General features: G+C 70.5%; 13 protein-coding genes. 7 read left to right on the plus strand and 6 right to left on the minus strand.

Going from position 1 to position 17,634, the window contains the following annotated elements:
- Positions 1–174 precede the first annotated feature (174 nt).
- From OV090_RS45885 to OV090_RS45900, 4 genes are all read left to right on the plus strand, one after another.
- The gene (locus OV090_RS45885; RefSeq protein WP_267711355.1) at positions 175–804 is read left to right on the plus strand and encodes a peptidoglycan-binding protein; all 630 of its coding nucleotides are present in this window, start codon (positions 175–177) and stop codon (positions 802–804) included.
- 1 nt (position 805) lies between these two features.
- Complete coding sequence (locus tag OV090_RS45890) at positions 806–2,776, plus strand: hypothetical protein (RefSeq protein WP_267711356.1); 1,971 nt, start codon at positions 806–808, stop codon at positions 2,774–2,776.
- 103 nt (positions 2,777–2,879) lie between these two features.
- The gene (locus OV090_RS45895; protein WP_267711357.1) at positions 2,880–3,755 is read left to right on the plus strand and encodes a hypothetical protein; all 876 of its coding nucleotides are present in this window, start codon (positions 2,880–2,882) and stop codon (positions 3,753–3,755) included.
- 85 nt (positions 3,756–3,840) lie between these two features.
- Complete coding sequence (locus OV090_RS45900; RefSeq protein ID WP_267711358.1) at positions 3,841–4,527, plus strand: SMI1/KNR4 family protein; 687 nt, start codon at positions 3,841–3,843, stop codon at positions 4,525–4,527.
- Between the two features lie 153 nt (positions 4,528–4,680).
- On the opposite strand, the gene OV090_RS45905 is transcribed toward OV090_RS45900, so the two are convergent.
- The 4 genes from OV090_RS45905 to OV090_RS45920 form a co-directional block, all read right to left on the minus strand.
- Positions 4,681–4,806 carry a hypothetical protein gene (locus OV090_RS45905; protein WP_267711360.1) on the minus strand — a complete coding sequence of 42 codons (126 nt, stop codon included), beginning with the start codon at positions 4,804–4,806 and terminating at the stop codon, positions 4,681–4,683.
- Positions 4,807–4,983: 177 nt separating this feature from the next.
- The gene (locus OV090_RS51345; protein WP_267711361.1) at positions 4,984–6,189 is read right to left on the minus strand and encodes an adenylate/guanylate cyclase domain-containing protein; all 1,206 of its coding nucleotides are present in this window, start codon (positions 6,187–6,189) and stop codon (positions 4,984–4,986) included.
- Positions 6,186–7,424, minus strand: a complete 1,239-nt coding sequence (locus OV090_RS51350; protein ID WP_267711362.1) for an adenylate/guanylate cyclase domain-containing protein — start codon at positions 7,422–7,424, stop codon at positions 6,186–6,188. Before OV090_RS51350 ends, OV090_RS51345 begins: the two co-directional genes overlap by 4 nt.
- Positions 7,425–7,608: 184 nt before the next feature.
- Positions 7,609–9,189: a cellulase family glycosylhydrolase gene (locus tag OV090_RS45920; protein WP_267711363.1), complete on the minus strand. Its 1,581-nt coding sequence runs from the start codon at positions 9,187–9,189 to the stop codon at positions 7,609–7,611.
- A gap of 478 nt (positions 9,190–9,667) precedes the next feature.
- Here OV090_RS45920 and OV090_RS45925 point away from each other — a divergent pair, with 478 nt between their 5' ends.
- The gene (locus OV090_RS45925; RefSeq protein WP_267711364.1) at positions 9,668–11,329 is read left to right on the plus strand and encodes a hypothetical protein; all 1,662 of its coding nucleotides are present in this window, start codon (positions 9,668–9,670) and stop codon (positions 11,327–11,329) included.
- 7 nt (positions 11,330–11,336) lie between these two features.
- Here the strand turns inward: OV090_RS45925 and OV090_RS45930 are convergent, their stop codons facing one another.
- Positions 11,337–12,440, minus strand: a complete 1,104-nt coding sequence (locus OV090_RS45930) for a hypothetical protein (RefSeq protein ID WP_267711366.1) — start codon at positions 12,438–12,440, stop codon at positions 11,337–11,339.
- Positions 12,441–12,954: 514 nt separating this feature from the next.
- On the opposite strand from OV090_RS45930, the gene eno reads away from it, so the two are divergent.
- Complete coding sequence (gene eno, locus OV090_RS45935) at positions 12,955–14,244, plus strand: phosphopyruvate hydratase (RefSeq protein WP_267711367.1); 1,290 nt, start codon at positions 12,955–12,957, stop codon at positions 14,242–14,244.
- Between the two features lie 128 nt (positions 14,245–14,372).
- On the opposite strand, the gene OV090_RS45940 is transcribed toward eno, so the two are convergent.
- Complete coding sequence (locus OV090_RS45940) at positions 14,373–14,903, minus strand: hypothetical protein (RefSeq protein WP_267711368.1); 531 nt, start codon at positions 14,901–14,903, stop codon at positions 14,373–14,375.
- Between the two features lie 183 nt (positions 14,904–15,086).
- Here OV090_RS45940 and OV090_RS45945 point away from each other — a divergent pair, with 183 nt between their 5' ends.
- Positions 15,087–17,633, plus strand: coding sequence for an ATP-binding cassette domain-containing protein (locus tag OV090_RS45945; RefSeq protein WP_267711369.1), 2,547 nt, complete (start codon positions 15,087–15,089; stop codon positions 17,631–17,633).
- The last annotated feature ends 1 nt before the right edge of the window (position 17,634 follow it).

The raw sequence follows: 17,634 nt of genomic DNA on the forward strand, positions 1-17,634 counted from the left end.
GCCGACATTGTTGGCATATGTCTTTAAGGACATCTCGTTCGATCACGAGGGCGCGCTCGTCCGCCCCCTGTCGCCGCGAGGGCGCGCGCACCGAAGCGACGCCATGAGCCGCTGCGACGGAGGCGGCCCGCAGGCCGGCCTTGACGTGGCTCGCGCCGCTGATATCGTGCCGCCATGTCTCGACGGCATCGCGTGCGCCCGGGCGATTGCGTGGCGTCGCTCGCCGAGGAGCACGGGCTCGCGCCCGAGACGCTGTGGGACCACCCCGACAACCGCGAGCTGCGGCAGCGTCGCGACGACGGCCAGGTGCTCGCGCCGGGCGACGTGCTGACGATCCCCGCGCCGCGAGCCAAGGCGGTCGAATGCGTGACCGACCGGCAACACCGGTTCAAGCGCCGCGGCGTGCCGATCGCCCTGCGCCTGCGCCTGCTGGACGACGGCGAGCCGCGAGCACACACGCGCTACCGCCTCGGCCTCGGCGCGAGGGAGTTCGCCGGCGAGACCGACGCGAACGGCGACCTACACGTCTGGCTGCCGCGGGGCGCCGCCGAGGGGACGCTCACGATCGAGTCCGATGACGCCGTCGAGGTCTACGCGCTGCAGCTCGGCGAACTCCAGCCTGCCTCGGAGCTCGAGGGCGTGCGGCAGCGGCTCGAGAACCTCGAGTACCTCTGGCCGACGGAGTCGGAGCCGGAGCAGCTCCACCGCGCCTTGAAGAGCTTCCAGCTCGACCATGGGCTCGCGCCGACGGGCGAGGCCGATCCGCCGACCCGCGCGCGCCTCGTCGCGGCCCACGGGAGCTGACATGGCCCAATACGCGCTGCAGGAGCCGATCTCGCTCCCCGACGGGCGCGAGCTCCCGGTCGGCAGCCAGGTGACGCTGGTCTCGGCCGGCGAGCACACGTTCACGATCGTCCACGACGACACCGGCCTCGAGCTCGAGATCCGCTACGCGGACGCCCGCGGGATGCTGGCGAGCGTCGGCTCCAGCAGCGGCGGCAAGCCGGCCATCAGCCAGCGGCGCGTCGACGCGGCGATCGCAGGCGTCCTCCCCACGCGCCGTCAGGCGGCGGTCAGCCGAGAGCGGCAAAACAAGCTCGAGCGCGAGCCGGTGCGCTGGCGCGAGCGGAGCGAGGCGCGCCAGTTCGAGGTCGATCCGAGGCAGCATCACCACAACATCGGCGTGGAGATCGAGGTCGCGAATTACTTCGTCGAGGTGCGGCAGGGCGACGAGTGGCACCCGCTGCGCGGCACGCACGACGTGGTGGTCAAGGACGACGGGTACTACGAGCTGCAGGCCGAGCTCAGCGGAAAGCTCGAGTTCGTGACGGACCCGCCGCACGCCGTGAAGGAGGACGCCCCCGGCAATTTGCAGCGAGCCGTCCGCGAATTGTCCGCCCTGGCGATCGAGCTGCGCGCCGCGATCGACGCCGGCGGGGCGTGCTCGCGGCTGACGGCGCTGGCCCAGCTCGAGCATGCGGGGGACCTCGTCACCGACGCGAAATACGCGATCGGCTACCGCGAGGTCGGGGCGCCGAACCTCGAGTTCCGCGGCACCTTTCAGGCGACGCTCGGGGTCCCGCTGGCGGCGATCCCCAAGCTGTTCTCCACCTGCGCCGCCATCGGGACCACGAACGTGACCAGCGCGACGATCACCGCCGTAGGCCGCTGGGTCGAGCAGGTCGTGACGACGCACCTGGGAGACTTCGGAGACAGCCCGCACGGCTGCATCAGCCCCGAGCTCGCGGGCTTCCTGTTCGTGCTGCGGTACTACCTCTACGTCGGCAAGGGCGGGGTCGACGACACCGTACGCACGAACCTCCACCCGCCCAAGGGACAGCTCGATCTCATGGCGCGGACCAACTTCGCCCGCATGTTCAAGCTCGTCCCCGAGCGCGCCTGGCTGACGAAGGAGCAGTTCTGCGAGCTCGCCCTCGGCGACATGGACCCGGCGCCGTGGGTGTTCAACCAGATCTTCGACGCGCGCCCGCTGCCGAACGGCGAGGAGCTCGACCTCTTCGGGCTCGGCTGGCCGCGCGAGCTCCGCCCCGAAGAAGACACCGGGCCCGTGACCGCGCTGTTCGACGACTGGGACTGGGAGCGCGAGCCCAAGATCGACGCCGCGTACGCGTTCTACATCGAAGGGAAGTCGAGCCTCTTGACCCGCAAGCGGCGGAAGCGCCTCGCGCGCTTCGACGCCGGCCTCCGTGTCCTGCAGGCTCGCTTCTCGAACCGCATGAGCCGCGAACACTTCACGCACGCGTTGGAGAGGCTGCACCGCGCCGGCAAGCCGCTCGAGTTCCTGGCCTTTCACCCGAACCACCGCACCACCGTGCCGGTCACGCGCGGCGCCTGGCTCGCGGCGATCTTCGACGGGCGTGACCTGCTGACCCAGGCGGAGACCGCGGTGCCCATCCTCAAGACGATGGGCGAGCTCGACAAGACCGACGATCTCGGCGAGCAGGACCCCTGCGACCGCGGCGTGATCTTCGAGCTGCGCGCGTTCTCGGGCGAGGTCGCGCCCGAGGCTTGGAGCCCGTTCGTCGACCGGATCATCCGCTACGTCGGCCAGGTCAACGCCAAGATGACCGAGCGCGACCGCAAGATGGCGCTCCGCGAGCTCTCGGACCTCCACCGCCGCGCCCAGACCCTGCAGAGCAAGCGCTGCATCGAGGCCCTGCGCGCCGCGGTCACCCAGTGCAAGTTCCGTGAACAGGGCTGGGCGCTGGTGCGCCGCGCCGAGGCCCTCGTCCGCGCCGACGCCAAGGAGAGCTGAGCCCGCGGAGGTAGCACCGTTCGTCCTTCCGTCCGACCTGGTCGTTTGCACAGAGGAAACACAAAGCCGTTGCGGGCGTGGACGAGCCCGGTATCATCCGCCGATGTTGACATGCCTGCAGCGAGCGAGCGCATCGCTCGTCGTCCTCACCCTGTTTTTCGCCAGTCTGCCCGCCCACGCCCAGCCCGTGGAGGTCGTCTCCACGTCCGCGGAGCAGCCCGCCGACCGCGTCCACCTGGTCAACGGCGGCATGGTCCAGGGCTCGATCCTCGAGGTCTTACCGAATGATTCGTTGACGATCGTCTCGGCCGCGACCGGCGACCGCAAGACTTTTGCCTGGTCGGATATCGCCGCCTACGAGCAGGGCGGCCAGCGCACCGAGATCGGCGCAGTCGCGGCCCCTGCCCCGGCCCCGCGCGAGGAGCCAGCGCCGGTCTACGGTCCGCGCCTCCATATCGAGTCCACCAAGCCCGCCTCGGTCCATCTTTACGAGATCACCGGCGAGATGGTCGCCCACGGCGCCAACGTCACCGTCCACGGCATCCATTACCGCCCCGTGTGCGCGGCCCCGTGCGGCAAGGTCATCGACACGAGCGGCGGCAGCTCGTACTTCTTCGGCGGCGAGGGCCTCACCACCTCGAACCGGTTCAACCTCACGGACGCGCGCGGCGACGTCACCGCGGTCGTCAAGCCGGGCCGCAGGGGCCTGCGGACCGGCGGAATCATCACGATGAGCGTCGGCCTCGCCCTCATGGCGCTGGGCGGCGGGCTCTTCGTCCTCTCCAAGAGCCGGGCCGATCGCGACGAGATCCTCGGCGAAGGGCCGGCCGAACCGCCGAAGTACGGGGCGCCGATCGGCCTGCTCGTCGGTGGCGCCGCCGCCCTCGCCGGCGGCATCGTCATGCTGGTCCTCGGCAAGACGCGCTACAAGCTGAAGACCGGCGGCCTCGGCCTGCTCCGCCCGCTCCGCTTCGGCTGACCCTTCGGACAGGCCACCGCGCTCCGCTTCGGCTGCCCCTCGGGCGCCCGCAGGCTCCGATCGCTCTCCAGGCCAGTCCACGACCATGAAGCCCGCGACCATGAAGCCCGCGACCATGAAGCCCGCGACCATGAAGCCCGCGGTCAAGCAGGCCTCCACCAGGAGGTCCCGGGAAATGCAAGTCACGGAAACGACGGACGCGAGCCGGAGCGCTCGTGCCGAACGAATGAGGACAGCCCTCGGACGGATCAAAGCGTGGCTGCGCTCCAACAACGCGGAGGGCATTGTCGACAACCTCGCACCCCCCACGTCCGTCGAAGAAATTGCTGCGTGCGCGAAAGTCCTCGGTTTAGCGATACCCGATGACTTACGTGAGCTCTGGTTGCTCCACGGGGGTCAGAACGTGGAGAAGACGCATCCCTTTCTGGGATCTCACGACCTTCTCAGCCCTGCGACGGCGGCGAGCGTGAGCCACGATTTCTTGTCGACGCTCCCGATGCTCCGTGATGCACCCGACGACCTCGTCGAGGTGACGGAAGAGGAGCTCGCGTCGGACGAATGGTTGACGATCGGCAAGAGCGGCCGATGGGACGTGTGGGTGATTTGTGCCGCTACGGGACGTCTCTTCGGCTCGAGCCCCGACTACCCGCAGCTGTATGCAATCTCAGGCTCGCTGCTCGACTGGCTCGAGACCTTCGCCGAGGGGGCGGAGAACGGCGAGTACGAGGTGATCCGATTGGGTGAGTCGTGCTTTGTGTCCCCGATCCTTTGATAGCGCGCGACCCTCTCCTCGAATTGTCGAGGCGTCACGGTCGGCGGCAGCTCGCGGCGGTGGACCTCGATCGCCTCCTCGACTCGACGGAAGCAGTCCCGACAGCTCAGCAAGACCCCCTCGAGCGCCCACCCGACGGCCCACAGTCTCGGCTCATTCGCGGAGTGCCCGACGAACACGCTCCGACAGGGTGGTCTGCGCGGCGGGGCTCGCCGTCCAGTCGAGGCCTTCGAGCGCAGGTACGTCGGCGATGGAGATGGCCTGGGTGACGATCAGCAACTGCTCGATCCACGCTGCATCGGGAACGACGTAACGCCGAGCGGGACAGGTGCTGGCGATCCTGTAGAGTAATATTTGCTGGGCAGGCGAGGCCTGCTCTACGCGTAGTCTGATTCTCGTCGCGGCCTTTTACGGCCCCTGTTCGCTCGACTCCGGCTCACTCCCTCAATTAAAATTTCAAGCCGGCACCGCGGCGGTCGCCGGGCTGCGATAGCCCTCGGGTTCGCCGCGGATCACCGCTGCGCGCTCCTCGGCAGTCAGCTCGGCCCAGGTCGCCGCGTCGACCACGATCTGCTCGGGGGCAGCGCGCTCTTCCATGGCGAACGCCGCCTCGATCGCCGCGCCCCACATGTCATAGGCCAGCTTGTTGGTGCCGACCACGCCGGCGATCACCTCGCCGGTGCCGACGCCGATGCGCACGCGGATCTCCCGCGCCTGGCAGGCCTCGACGCGCTCGACCGCGGCGCGCATGCGCAGCGCCAGGTCGACGGCAGCGCGGGCCGGCGGCGCCCCGTCCGTCAGGCCGACCGCCGCCACGTAGGCGTCGCCGACCGTCTTCACCTTGTCGGCGCCGCGCTCCTCGCATACCGCATCGAACGCGCCGAAGGTCGCGTTGAGCACGCGGACGATGTCCTCCGCGGCTGCCTCTTCGGCCAGGTGAGTGAAACCGGCGATGTCGCACACCACCACGCTGACCGGCGCGTGACGGCGGCCGACCCCCTCGCCGCCCTCGCGCAGCGTCGCCACGAATTCGGCCGGCAGCACCGTCCCGAGCAGCGCGTCGGTGCGCTGCCGCAGCGCCCGCAGCTCGTCGCGGGTCCGCGCGGTCACTCGCTGCGCGTAGTACGTCGCCACCGCCGTCGCCACCGCCACCAGCGAGATGTTGATCTGGAAGTTGCTGCGCATGTCCTCGGGCGCCAGCACCATCGCCGGGATGACCTCGAACGCGAGGCAGAAGCCGAGGAACGCAGCCGCGTTGAGGCCCGCCACCACCAGCGCAGTCCGCCGGCGCGCGCTCGGGAACAGCATGAACGTCAGCACGATCACCGGCATGTACCAGTATTGCAGCCCGTAGCTCGGCCCGAACAGCGACGCCGCGCCCGCCGTCGACAGCAGCGTGTAGAGCGTGAAGATCACCGCCCCCGGCGCGTGGTGTCCGCGCGCCGACAGCGACAGCGACAGCGCCGGCGGCACGATCCCCGCCGACAGCGCGTAGGCCACCGCGCCTGGCGACGTCGCCCCGTAGGTGACGCTCAGCAGCACCGTGATCATCGTGAAGCCGATCGCCAGCAGGCACAGCCCGTGGAGGAACACCACGTGCTGGCGCTCCAGCGGGGCGGCCTGCGGCGCGAGCCCCAATCGCAGCAGTCGACCGATCGTCACGGCGAGCGCCCTGCCTTGCGCGCCCCGCGGACGAAGTACGTCTTCATCGCTCCCTTGCCCTTGATCTCCACGCTCTCGCGGCCGCTGCACTCGAAGCGGTGGTTGACCTTGGCGAACGTCAGCGGCGAGACGTGGACCTCGCCGGCGAGCCCGTGCATCTCCATGCGCTGGGCCGTGTTGACGGTGTCGCCCCACAGGTCGTAGATCGGGCGCACCTGGCCGATCACCCCGGCCACCACCGGCCCCGAGTTGACCCCGATGCGCACCGCGATCCCCGGCGTCGCCGCGAACTCTTCGCGCAGCGCCAGGGCCAGCGCCACCAGCACCTCCGCGTGGTCGGGGCGGTACACCGGCAGCCCGGCCGCGGCGACGAAGCTGGTCCCCGTGGTCTTGATCTTCTCGGCCCCGAACTCGGCGCAGCGGCGGTCGATCGCGGCGATCACCGCGTGCAGCCGCGCCAGGTAGGCCTCCGATGACTGGCCCTCGGCAGGGCGGTCGAGCCCGATCACCCGGCAGAACAGCACCGACGCGTCGCCGTGGCGCTCCGCGATCTCCTGCTCGCCCGCCTGCAAGCGGCGCCCGATCTCCTCCGGAAACACGCTGCGGAGCAGCCGCTCCGACTTGGCCCGCTCGAGCTCGAGGTCGTCCTCGGCCAGCGCGTTGAACGAGCGCGAGCCGTAGCCGACCAGCAGGATCACCGCCACCAGCATCGCCTGATGCAGATACTGATAAGGCCCGTACAGCGCCACACGGCGGGCCAGGTCGCCGTCGAGGTCCCAGCCGTAGACCAGCACCGCCAGGCAGATCGACGCCGCCAACGCCGTGCCCAGCGCCGCCGTCTGCTCGCGGGTGGGGAACAGCAGGAACGGCAGCGCCGCCCCGAGGATCAGCAAAAAGAAGTTGCCGTAGTCGAGCCCGATGGTCCACGAGCCCATCAGGATCGACGTCATGAGCGTCCCGTGGAACGCCAGCGCCGCGTCGCGCGGGCGGCCGCGGACGTGCAGGGCGAACACTGCCGCGAGGCCGCCGACGGTGACGGTCAGGTGGACCAGCAATTCGGGGTCGAGCGGCCTGCCGGTGCCGACGTGGCCGACGCAGCTCATCACGATCCCGAGCAGCGCCAGCGCGTTCTGCAGGCGGATCCGCCGCCCGTCTTCGCGGGAGGTGTCCTCGCGGACACCGGCCCGGACGGCCCGCGACAACGCCGCTCGCACCCGCAGGACCGCGTTCGTCACGTCGATCCCACCTTACCGGAAACACCCGCGAGCGTCCCGCCGAGCCCGGCGCCGCCGCGGCTCGAAAACGAACCGAACGCGCGGGGCGACCCGACCCCGCTCGTGGTCACGACATTCCCCTGAGAACATGTCCCGAAGGTCATGCGGACAATTGTTCGCCGACCCGCGAAACCAGTCGCACCGCTCAATCGGCGACCGTCACGCGCACCTCGACCTGGGCTCCGTCCGGGGCCTGGACGCGCAGCTCGCCGCGGCTCGGGTCGAGCGTCCAGCAAGCGCCCTCCGGTCCGGCCGTCGTGGTCAGTTCGATGTCGAGCGAGGCCGCGTCGAAGCGCCGCGTCGGCAGGGCGATCTCGCTGACTCCGCCGTCGCCGGTCCAGCTCGCCGTGGCCGTCTTTTGGTCCCAGGCGAACGCGCTGTCCGTGCCGGCGACCGCGCGCAGGTACGGGCGGACGAACACGTCGAGAGTGTCGCGCTCGCTGCCGTCGGCTTCGAGCACCGACAGGTCCTCCGCGTTCCACTCGACCTCGTTCTGCGAACACTCCCACAGCGTGGCCGACAATCGCCGCGCGTCCATATGGGCGAGGGCGCGGGCGAGCCACTCCTCGGCGCCGACCGCCCCGTGGCCGTAGCCGAATTCACCGATGAGCACGCCCAGCCCCTCCGCCGCCGCGAAATCGGCGATGCTATCGAGGAACGGCTCCGGCATCAGCCCGACCGCCGGCAAACCCTTGACGAGCCCGGGGTCGTACATGTGCGCGGCGTACACGAGCCCCGAGCCCTCGGGCCGCACGTGCTCGATCGGCTGGAAGCCGACCGCGTCGGTCCCCGGGTTGTTGAAGAGGATGAGCAGCTCGTCGCCGGCCAGCGCTCGCAGCTGCGCCACCGCCTCGGTGTGGAACGGGTTCAGCGTCTCGTGCTTCCACCCCGCGACGTCGCCCGCGGTGCCCGAGCCGGGCTCGTTGAGGATCTCGAGCCCCACCACGCCGGGGTGGTCGCCCACCCGCGCGATCATCTGTCCCCACATGGCGAAGAACTTCGCGTGCAGCCCGTCCTCGTCGGCCCAGAAGCGGTCGAACGCGGCGCGCACGTCGCCGTCGAGGACGTACTTGAGCCCCCAGTCGGCGTCCGGACAGGTGTGCGGCTCGGGCGGCGGATCTTGCGGCAAGGTCCACGGCGGGAAGCCGTCACCACAGTACGTCGAGGTGTAGATGTCCTGGTGGAAGTCGACGACCACGCGCAGGCCGTGCGACCACGCGACATCGACCATGGCCGCGTAGCGGTCGAGGTAGCGCGCGTCGTACTGCCCCGGCGTCGGCTCGAGCGCCTCCCACGAGAAGAGCAGCCGCACCACGTTGACGCCCCAGCCCGACAGGCGGGCGAAGAACTGCTCCGCCTCGGCCGTGAACGCCGCCTGCTCCGCCTCGGCGTCGATCGGGAATGGCACGAACGGCGCCCACTTCGAACGCCCGCCCGTGTTGACCCCGCGCAGCAGCACGTCGCGCCCGTGCTCGTCGTGCATCCGCCCCTCGGCGTCGAGGCTGACCCGCGCGCTGGTCAAAAGGACAGGTTCGATCGGGCTCTCGCACTCGCCCGGGGCCAGCGGCGCCCCCGTGGTCGTCGGCGCCGCCGTCGACGAGCTCGTCGGCCCCGTGGTCGCCGGCCCGTCCGTCGTCGCCGTGGTCGTCTCGCTCGCCCCGGTGCTCGAAGACGGATCTCCGCCGCAACCGATCGCCGCCGTCAACAATACAAGCGCCCTGCGCATGCCCGGGATAGTAGGCGGTCGGCGCGCCGCCCGTCCACGCCGATGTGACCCTGGCAGGGAATCGGGGACGGTCGACGGCGTCCCGTCTGCCGGCAGTAGTGAGTCTGCTTTCGCTCGCCACGATGCGATCTATCCAAGAAGTCTGATCGCGCCGGTGGATGAGCTGTCCGTCAGGACAGGTCTGCGACGGGCGTGCGAAGCACCGAGGAGCTCGCGAGCGACAGTGTGTCGCCGACGCAGATCGCTCGTTCGACCGCGGTGGCCGAGTGGCTGCCGTCAACCACGGAATCACTCCGGCTGAACGCGCCGCGGTCTACGAGGCCAACGACCGCGTCTCGACAGGACCGCGAAGGCCGCGGGCATTGCCGGAGGTGTAATCCTGCTTACGAGTTTGGCTGTACTGCTCATCCCGCCTTGCCGACGCTCACGCGCGCGGCTTCGCGCCAGCGCGGCGCGGGCTCATATACTCGCTTTGACCATGACCCGCCGACCAGTCCCCGTCGCTCTCCTGGCCATCGCGCTCCTGTCGTGCTCAGATGCCCCGAGCTACGCGGCCTTCGTGGCCTACGACAACGCCCACATGTCCGCAGGGACAGGCAGTGACGCCGGGCCCGTCACCGGCGAGGGCAGCACCGGCGCGGAGACGGGCGCGGAGGCCGACGCCGACACCGGGACGAGCGAGGCGACGGGCACCGGGGGGACGAGCGACGGCGAGGGCAGCACGGTCGGCGACGCCGAGCTGGTGCCGCCGCGGATCCTCGCGGTCGACGTGCCGGCGACGATACACCTGGCCGGCCCCGTCCCCCTGACCGTGACTGCCGACCACGCGACGGCGATCCGGGGCACGCTCGACGGCGTCGAGCTGGAGCTGTTCGAGGACCAGGGCGGCGGGGTCTGGGTCGGCCGGGCGCCGATCTTCGGCGCCGTCGACAACGGCGACCACGTCGTGGAGGTGACCGCGACGAACGGGCCGCTCGTCGACGCCTGGCCGGCGGTGTCGTTCACGGTCAAGACGCCGGCCCCGGGCGGGCAGGCGTGGGCCTTGACGGCCGCGAGCGGAGTGGCGGCCGGCGCCGCCGTCACGCGCGACGGCGACCTGTTGGAGGTCGGCTCCTTCGAGGTCGACGGCGTCTTGAAGCCGTCGATCCGCAAGCGCTCGCGCGTCAACGGTGGCGAGCTGTGGCCCGAAGAGACGATCGTCCTGGACGACCGCGAGGGCGCTGCCGCCGCGGTCGCGGTCGCCCCGGACGGCCGCATCTGGGTCGCGCTCAACGTGAAGGGCGCGGACAAGAAATGGCGGCCGCGGATCGTGCAGCTGGACGCCGAGGGCCACGCGACCGGGATCGAGGTGACCACCGAGGCGGGGCCGACCGTGCGAGGCGTCGCCGTCGACGCCGCGGGCATCGTCGCGGTCGGCTTCGCCGGGTCTGGCCTCGGGGACATGGACGTTATGACATGGCGGATGCTCCATGACGGAACAGCCATGTACACGGCGAAGCCGTGGGACTACGTGCCGCTCGTTCTCGATCCAATGCCCCACAAGTTCGACGACCTCGCGTTCGACGTGGTGATCGTCGACGGCGCGGCGTGGGTCGTCGGCGCGAGCACGGGCAAGCACGACGGGCTCGGCTACGACCCCACGACCCGCGGCTTTGTCGTGCGGCTGGACCTGGAGACCGGCGAAGCGTTGGGCCCGGCGGCGATCGCGGTGCCCGTGAACGCGCTGCGGAACAGCATGTTCCTCGCCGGCGCGCCTCATCCGGACGGCGTCGTCGTCGTCGGCAACGAGAGCAACGACGACGGCACTACGCAGATGCTCACCCTCCAGGCGTTCAACGCCAGCAACGCGCGGACCTACCACGCGAGCGAGTGGTCGGCAGCCGTCGCGTACGGGACCGGCGTCGCCTGGAGCGCCCACGGGACGGCCCTGATCACCGCCGTCGTCCACGACGGCCAGGTGCTCCGCGGCGTCCTGCTCGGCCGCGGCGGACCGGGCGCCAACTTCGACCACCTGTTCCCGGGGACCGAGCCCTCGGCGGCGACCGACCTCGCGCTCGACGCCTACGATCAAGTCTTCATGGTCGGCGAGCGGACGATCGGCGGCGTGCGGCTCGCCCGGGCCTCGCGCGTCCACCAGTGAGCGCAGCTCACTGCGGGATGAAGCTGTTGCACGCCTCGCGTACGAGGCTCGCGGCGGCGCCGTTGAAGAACGTCGCGTACTCGGCCGCGCACATATCGCCGCTGTCGTGGTAGGGGAACAGCTCGATCACGTCCTGGAGGTGCATCGGCCCCGGGGGCTCGTTGTAGTTGCAGCCTGGGATCGGGTCGCCGACGAGCAGCGGCGCGAGGAAGGCGAGCGCCACGATCGAGTCCTCGTCGCCGCCTTTGGCCGCGACCACCGCGTCGCGGACCTTCTTCGGGCTCAGCCAGGATTCAGTGTCCTCGAAGTCCATGATGAGCACGAACACCAGGAGCGCGTCGGGCCGGAGAAAGCCCGCGTTGCAGCCCTCGGGCCCGTTGAGCTCGGGCGAGACGGCCTCGACCAGCGAGTCGGCCAGCGGCGGATCAGACCCTGAAATTCCCACCTGGGCGATACATTTGAACGCTTCGACCGGGTCCGGCTGGCCCGCGATGATGTAGCGGTTCCCGCCGTAGAGGTCGCACGGCTTGTTGTACGCGTAGCCGCCGGCGTTGAAGAGAATGCCCGCGCCGCGCGTGCGATCGCAGGGCCCGATCTGGTCCACGTACTTCCCGCACTCGTAGTCCATGGCGTTCGCACCGCAATGGCCCTTGTTCAGGCACCAGTCGGGCGACTCGCACAGGTCCCCGTGCCACTCCCCGTCCGCGTTGATGCTGATGACATGGGGGTCGAAGTCCGCGAAGTCGGTCGCTATCGTCTCCATGAACCCGGGCAGGCTGGCGATCAGCTTCTCCTGCTCGGGCGCCATCGTGAACAGCGGCGAGATCGCGAACACGAAATCGATCTTGCCCTTGCAGCCCGCGGGCGTCGGATCGCCGAGGTCGGGCGGCGGGGCCATGTCGAACGTCGACGCCGAGCCCGAGCTGCTCGCGGCGGCGCTGTCCTCGGCGCCGCTGGTCGAGGTCGTCGTCGAGGTCGACGTCGTCGTGCTGTCCGAGCCGCTCGTCGTGTGCGCGACGGAAGTGACGCCCGGCCCGGTCGTGACCGCCGGCTGGTTGTCGGTGCCGCACGCGAGCGCGAGGGCGGCGACGACGGCGAGACGGCGAGTCACCCTCGTCAGGGTAGCGCAGCGGGGCGCGCGCTGTCACGCATTCGCCCGACTTCGCCGGCAGACCCGCCCCGACGCCGGTACTCGGTCGAGAAGTCATCGAGGTTCACATGCCGCGAGCATCCCGTCTCATGGCTGACGGCGCGCGGTGTCGGCGAGCGCGTGTCACAATTGCCAGAATAGCGAAGCCATCCCGAGGCCCAGCGAAGCTGCGACTGGCGCCCGGGGTGAGGTCGGCCTTGGCGCCCATGACGGGTGACGGTCGGCTGCGCTCGCATCCCGCGCTTCGGGTGAGCCCGGCAGCCACGCAGTCCCTGCGATGCCTCGCCCGCCCGCGCGGACGATCTCGACGCCCCGCGAGTGAGCAGCCGCGCGGCTGGCCGGCGGGACCGCGGGATTTTCGCGGCAGGTCGCGCGCGTCTGCCAATTCGTTCAGCGCTCGCCCCGGCCCGCGCGCCCGCTCGCCCCGGCGATCGGCTCTGGCCGGCGCCCACGCGAGCGCGCTACCTTCCCGCGCATGAGCGTCATCCTCAGCGTCCACGGGCGGGAGATCCTCGATTCGCGCGGCAACCCCACGGTCGAGGTCGAGGTCGTCACCGACGATGGCAACCTCGGCCGCTTCGCCGTCCCCTCGGGGGCCAGCACCGGCGAGCACGAGGCCCACGAGCTGCGCGACGGCGATGCCAAGCGCTACCTCGGCAAGGGCGTGCAGAAGGCCATCGAGCACGTCAACGGCCCGCTCGCTGACGCCGTCGTCGGCTTCGACGCCCTCGACCAGCTCGCGGTCGACCAGGCCCTGCTCGCCGCCGACGGCTCGGCCAACAAGTCGAAGCTCGGAGCCAACGCGGTGCTCGGGGTGTCGCTCGCGGTCGCCCGCGCGGCCGCCTTCGACGCCGAGCTGCCGCTGTTCCGCTACCTCGGCGGTCCGCTGGCCAACGTGCTGCCGGTGCCGCTGATGAACGTCATCAACGGGGGCGCGCACGCCGACAACAACCTCGACTTCCAGGAGACGATGCTGGTGCCGCACGGCTTCCCGACGTTCTCCGAGGCGCTGCGGGCGGGCGTGGAGATCTTCCACAACCTGAAGAAGATCCTGCGCGCGCAGAAGAAGGTCACGGCGGTCGGCGACGAGGGAGGCTTCGCGCCCGACATGGCGAGCAACGGCGAGGCGCTGGCGGTGCTGGTGCAGGCGATCGAGGCCGCGGGCTACAAGCCGGGCGTGCAGGTCAGCCTCGCCCTCGACGTCGCGGCCTCCGAGTTCTACGACAAGAAGAAGGGCGTCTACGTGCTCGCCGGCGAGGGCGGGCGCGAGCTCGACGGCGCCGCGCTGGTCGGCCTCTACGCCGACCTGGCCGCCAAGTACCCGCTGGTCTCGATCGAGGACGGCATGGCCGAGGACGACTGGGACGGCTGGCGCCTGCTCACCGAGCGCCTCGGCAGCAAGCTGCAGCTCGTCGGCGACGACCTGTTCGTCACCAACCCCGAGCGCCTGCAGCGGGGCATCGACGCCGGGGTCGCCAACAGCATCCTCGTCAAGGTCAACCAGATCGGCAGCCTCAGCGAGACCCTCCAGGCCGTCCGCCTGGCCCAGCACAACCGCTACCGCGCCGTCATCTCCCACCGCAGCGGCGAGACCGGCGACACCTTCATCGCCGACCTCGCGGTCGCCACCGCGGCCGGCCAGATCAAGACCGGCTCCGCCTCCCGCTCCGACCGCGTCGAGAAGTACAACCAGCTGCTCCGCATCGAGGAGCAGCTCGGCGAGTCGGCCCGCTACCCCGGCCCCGAGCTGTTCCGCCGCGGCTGAGGATGTCTCTCGCGACATGAGCGATCGGCCCTGCCCGATCGCTCATGTCTTTAAAAACCTGGCGCGGAGGACATGTCCCTCCGCGCATGTTTGTTTCAGCGAGCCCCGGTGAGGACGGAGGGCCGCGTTCAGGGCGAGGCGGCCTTGGTGGGCGCCGGGGTGGGCGTCGCGGCCGAGGGCGGCGTCGGCTTCTCGATCGTCATCGACGAGCGGGCGCCGCCCGGTAGCTCGCGGGTGACGGTGCCGCTGGGGGCGATCGTCGTGCGGGAGCCGTCGTCGGCGGTGACGATCATCGAGCCGTCGGCGGCGAACTCGGTGCGCTCGACCGACAGCGTCGAGCGCGAGCCGTCGGGGAACACGCGGACCTGCTTGCCGTCCGGCATGATGATCGTGCCGTCCTTCTTGATCTGGACCTTGCTGCCGTCCGGCTTGGTCACCGTGCCGTCGCGCTGGATCGTCACCTTCGAGCCGTCCGACGCGGTCAGGACCTTGGTGCCGCGGCCGCCGGGCTCCATCTTGTAGGCGCCGGACTTGTCGCTCGACACCTCCATCTCGTCGACGTCGCAGGCCACGCCGGCGAGGGTCAGCGTCAGCGCCGCGGTCAGGTGCGAGAGACGCAGGGGCCCGAGACGGGAGGGGCGCGAAATGGGCAGGATCATCTCCCGCTCAGCCTAACACGATCGGCGGGCCCCGAGATTGCCCGCGACGGGCGCGAACGGGTGTGCGACCTGTCCGCTTGAGCAGGCATCCGTTCGCGCAGCCCGCGCTCGAATCCGCAGCCTGCCCCCGCCGAAACGCGAGGAAGTCCCGGCGGCCGGCGCCAGCGGGTACGATGTGCCCGCGTGCATGGGCCCGAGGATACGGTCGTCGTCCGCTCTTCGACGACCTACCTGACGATCGAAGTGGCGGGCCGGAAGCTCCAGGACGTGCGCCTGGGCATGGGCCCGCTGCGGATCGGGCGCAAGCAGGACAACGATGTGGTGATCCAGTCGGCCTGCGTCGCGCAACATCACGCGCGGGTCGAGCCGCACCTGCAGGGCCACCGGATCGTCGATCTCGGCCGCGGCAGCGGCCTCTTGTTCCGCGGCCGGCGCGTCCAATCGCACGTGTTCAACGACGGCGACGTGATCCGCATCGCCGACCCGGTGACCGGCAACTTCGTCAGCCTCACCTATCAGGACCTCGGCAAGCGGGCGCAGGCCCAGCCCGAGGCGCCGGTGCAGCGCTGCGCCCTCGACCGGCCCGCGGTGACCATCGGCCGCGAGGGCTGCGACCTGGTGCTGCCGAGCCTCCAGGTCTCGCGCCGCCACGCGACCATCCGCGCATTCGCCAGCGGCCACGAGCTGACCGATCACGGCAGCGCCAACGGCACCTTCGTCAACGGCGCCCGGGTGCACGTCCACGAGCTCAAACAGGGCGACGTGCTCCAGATCGGCCCCTTCAAGCTGGTCTACACCGGCAAGTCGCTCGATCAGTTCGAGCAGAAGGGAGCGATGCGGATCGACGCGCGCGAGCTGGTGCGGCTCACGCCGGAGGGCAAGGCGATCCTCCATCGCGTCTCGCTCGTGATCGAGCCGCGAGAGTTCGTCGCGCTGGTCGGCGCCTCGGGCGCGGGCAAGAGCACGCTGATGGCCGCGCTGGCGGGCGTGCGCCGACCCGAGGCCGGCCTGGTGCGCGTCGGCAGCGACGACCTGTACGCCAGCTATCACCTGTACCGCGGCGGGATCGCCTACGTGCCGCAGGACGACATCCTGCACCGCCACCTCACCGTCGAGGACGCGCTCCGCTACACCGCGCGGCTGCGCCTGCCGATCGACACCTCGGCGGCCGAGATCGAGGCGCGGATCGTCCGCGTGCTCGAGGAGGTCGAGATGGTCGAGGCGCGCGCGCAGCGGATCACCGAGCTGTCCGGCGGCCAGCGCAAGCGGATCTCGATCGCCTCCGAGCTGCTCGCCGACCCCCACCTGTTCTTCCTCGACGAGCCGACCAGCGGCCTCGACCCGGGGCTCGAGAAGAAGATGATGTACACCCTGCGGTACATCGCCGACTCGGGCCGCACTGTCGTGCTGGTCACCCACGCGACCGCCAACATCACCCAGTGCGACCTGGTCGCGTTCATGGCCGGCGGCCGCCTGGTCTACTACGGGCCGCCCGCGGGCGCGCTGGTCCTGTTCGGCGTCACCAGCGGCGACTTCGCCGACATCTACACCAAGCTGGGCGGCAAGGTCGGCCCGCCCGAGGTGATGCGTCAGGGCGAGCTGGCCGCCGAGTACCGCCTGTGGCACGAACACCACCCGCAGACCAAGCGCGCGCCGACGATGGCCGAGCTGTGGGAGATCCGGTTCCGCCGCTCCGACGAGTACCGGATCTACGTCTACGAGCGGCAGACCGACAGCCAATCCTCGGGGGCGAAGCTCCGCGCGGTCGCCCCGGGCCACTTCCGGATCGCCGCCGAAGAGTCGCTGACGTCGGCGCCCACGCCGGCCCCTCCGCCGCCGAGCCACGACGCGTCGTGGCTGTTCCAGACCCGCGTGCTGGCCGACCGCTACGCCAAGCTGATCGCGGCCGACCGCAAGAACCTGATGATCTTGCTGCTGCAAGCGCCCGTGATCGGCGCGGTGCTGTTGCTCGCGGCGCGGCCGTCGGCGCTGCACATGTCGACCTCGACCAACGGGCGCCTGCTGCTGTTCTTGCTCAGCGTGGTCGCGGTGTGGTTCGGCGTGATCAACTCGGTCCGCGAGATCACGAAGGAGGCGGAGATCTACCGCCGCGAGCGCCTCGCGAGCCTGCGGATCCCCGCGTACCTGCTGTCGAAGTTCGGCGTGCTCGCGGGGCTGTGCGCGGTGCAGAGCCTGGTGCTGATGGTGCTCCTGCTGCTGCGCGTCGACTTCGCCGCCGATTACGTGGCGCTGACCGAGTACGGCCTGATCGACATGACGCGCCAGCCGCCGCTCGGCCTGTGGGGCGGCATGCTGGTCTCGGTGTTCCTCACCTCGCTGTCGGGCGTCGGGCTCGGGCTCCTGATCTCGACCTGGGTGTCGAGCTCCGACAAGGCGATGAGCACCGTGCCGCTGGCGCTGATCCCCCAATTGGTGTTCGCGCTGGCCTTGATGCCGCTGCCCGCGGTCCTGGCCCCGATCTCGTACCTCACCGGCGCGCGCTGGGGCATGGAGTCGATGGGCTCGATCGCCGCGCTGCTCGAGCCGCGCGACATGACCACCTGCGAGTTCCCGGGCGACCCGCTGAGCTGCGAGGTCTACGCCTCGGTCGACTACAGCCCCGCGCCCGGGCACATCGGGCTGGTGTGGATCATCCTCGCGGTCTACACGCTGGCGTGCCTGCTGCTGACCGCGTGGATGCTGCGGCGGCGCGACGCCGCCGACAAGTAGC

The sequence above is a fragment of the Nannocystis sp. RBIL2 genome (assembly GCF_026626745.1).
Lineage (GTDB): Bacteria > Myxococcota_A > Polyangia > Nannocystales > Nannocystaceae > Nannocystis.

What these genes read in the sequence shown, in the direction of transcription:
- OV090_RS45900 (WP_267711358.1), top strand. Translation starts at nt 3,841, where the DNA reads ATGAAGCCCGCGACCATGAAGCCCGCGACCATGAAGCCCGCGACCATG.
- OV090_RS45895 (WP_267711357.1), top strand. Translation starts at nt 2,880, where the DNA reads ATGTTGACATGCCTGCAGCGAGCGAGCGCATCGCTCGTCGTCCTCACC.
- OV090_RS45890 (WP_267711356.1), top strand. Translation starts at nt 806, where the DNA reads ATGGCCCAATACGCGCTGCAGGAGCCGATCTCGCTCCCCGACGGGCGC.
- OV090_RS45920 (WP_267711363.1), bottom strand. Translation starts at nt 9,189, where the DNA reads ATGCGCAGGGCGCTTGTATTGTTGACGGCGGCGATCGGTTGCGGCGGA.
- eno (WP_267711367.1), top strand. Translation starts at nt 12,955, where the DNA reads ATGAGCGTCATCCTCAGCGTCCACGGGCGGGAGATCCTCGATTCGCGC.
- OV090_RS45940 (WP_267711368.1), bottom strand. Translation starts at nt 14,903, where the DNA reads ATGATCCTGCCCATTTCGCGCCCCTCCCGTCTCGGGCCCCTGCGTCTC.
- OV090_RS45925 (WP_267711364.1), top strand. Translation starts at nt 9,668, where the DNA reads ATGACCCGCCGACCAGTCCCCGTCGCTCTCCTGGCCATCGCGCTCCTG.
- OV090_RS45885 (WP_267711355.1), top strand. Translation starts at nt 175, where the DNA reads ATGTCTCGACGGCATCGCGTGCGCCCGGGCGATTGCGTGGCGTCGCTC.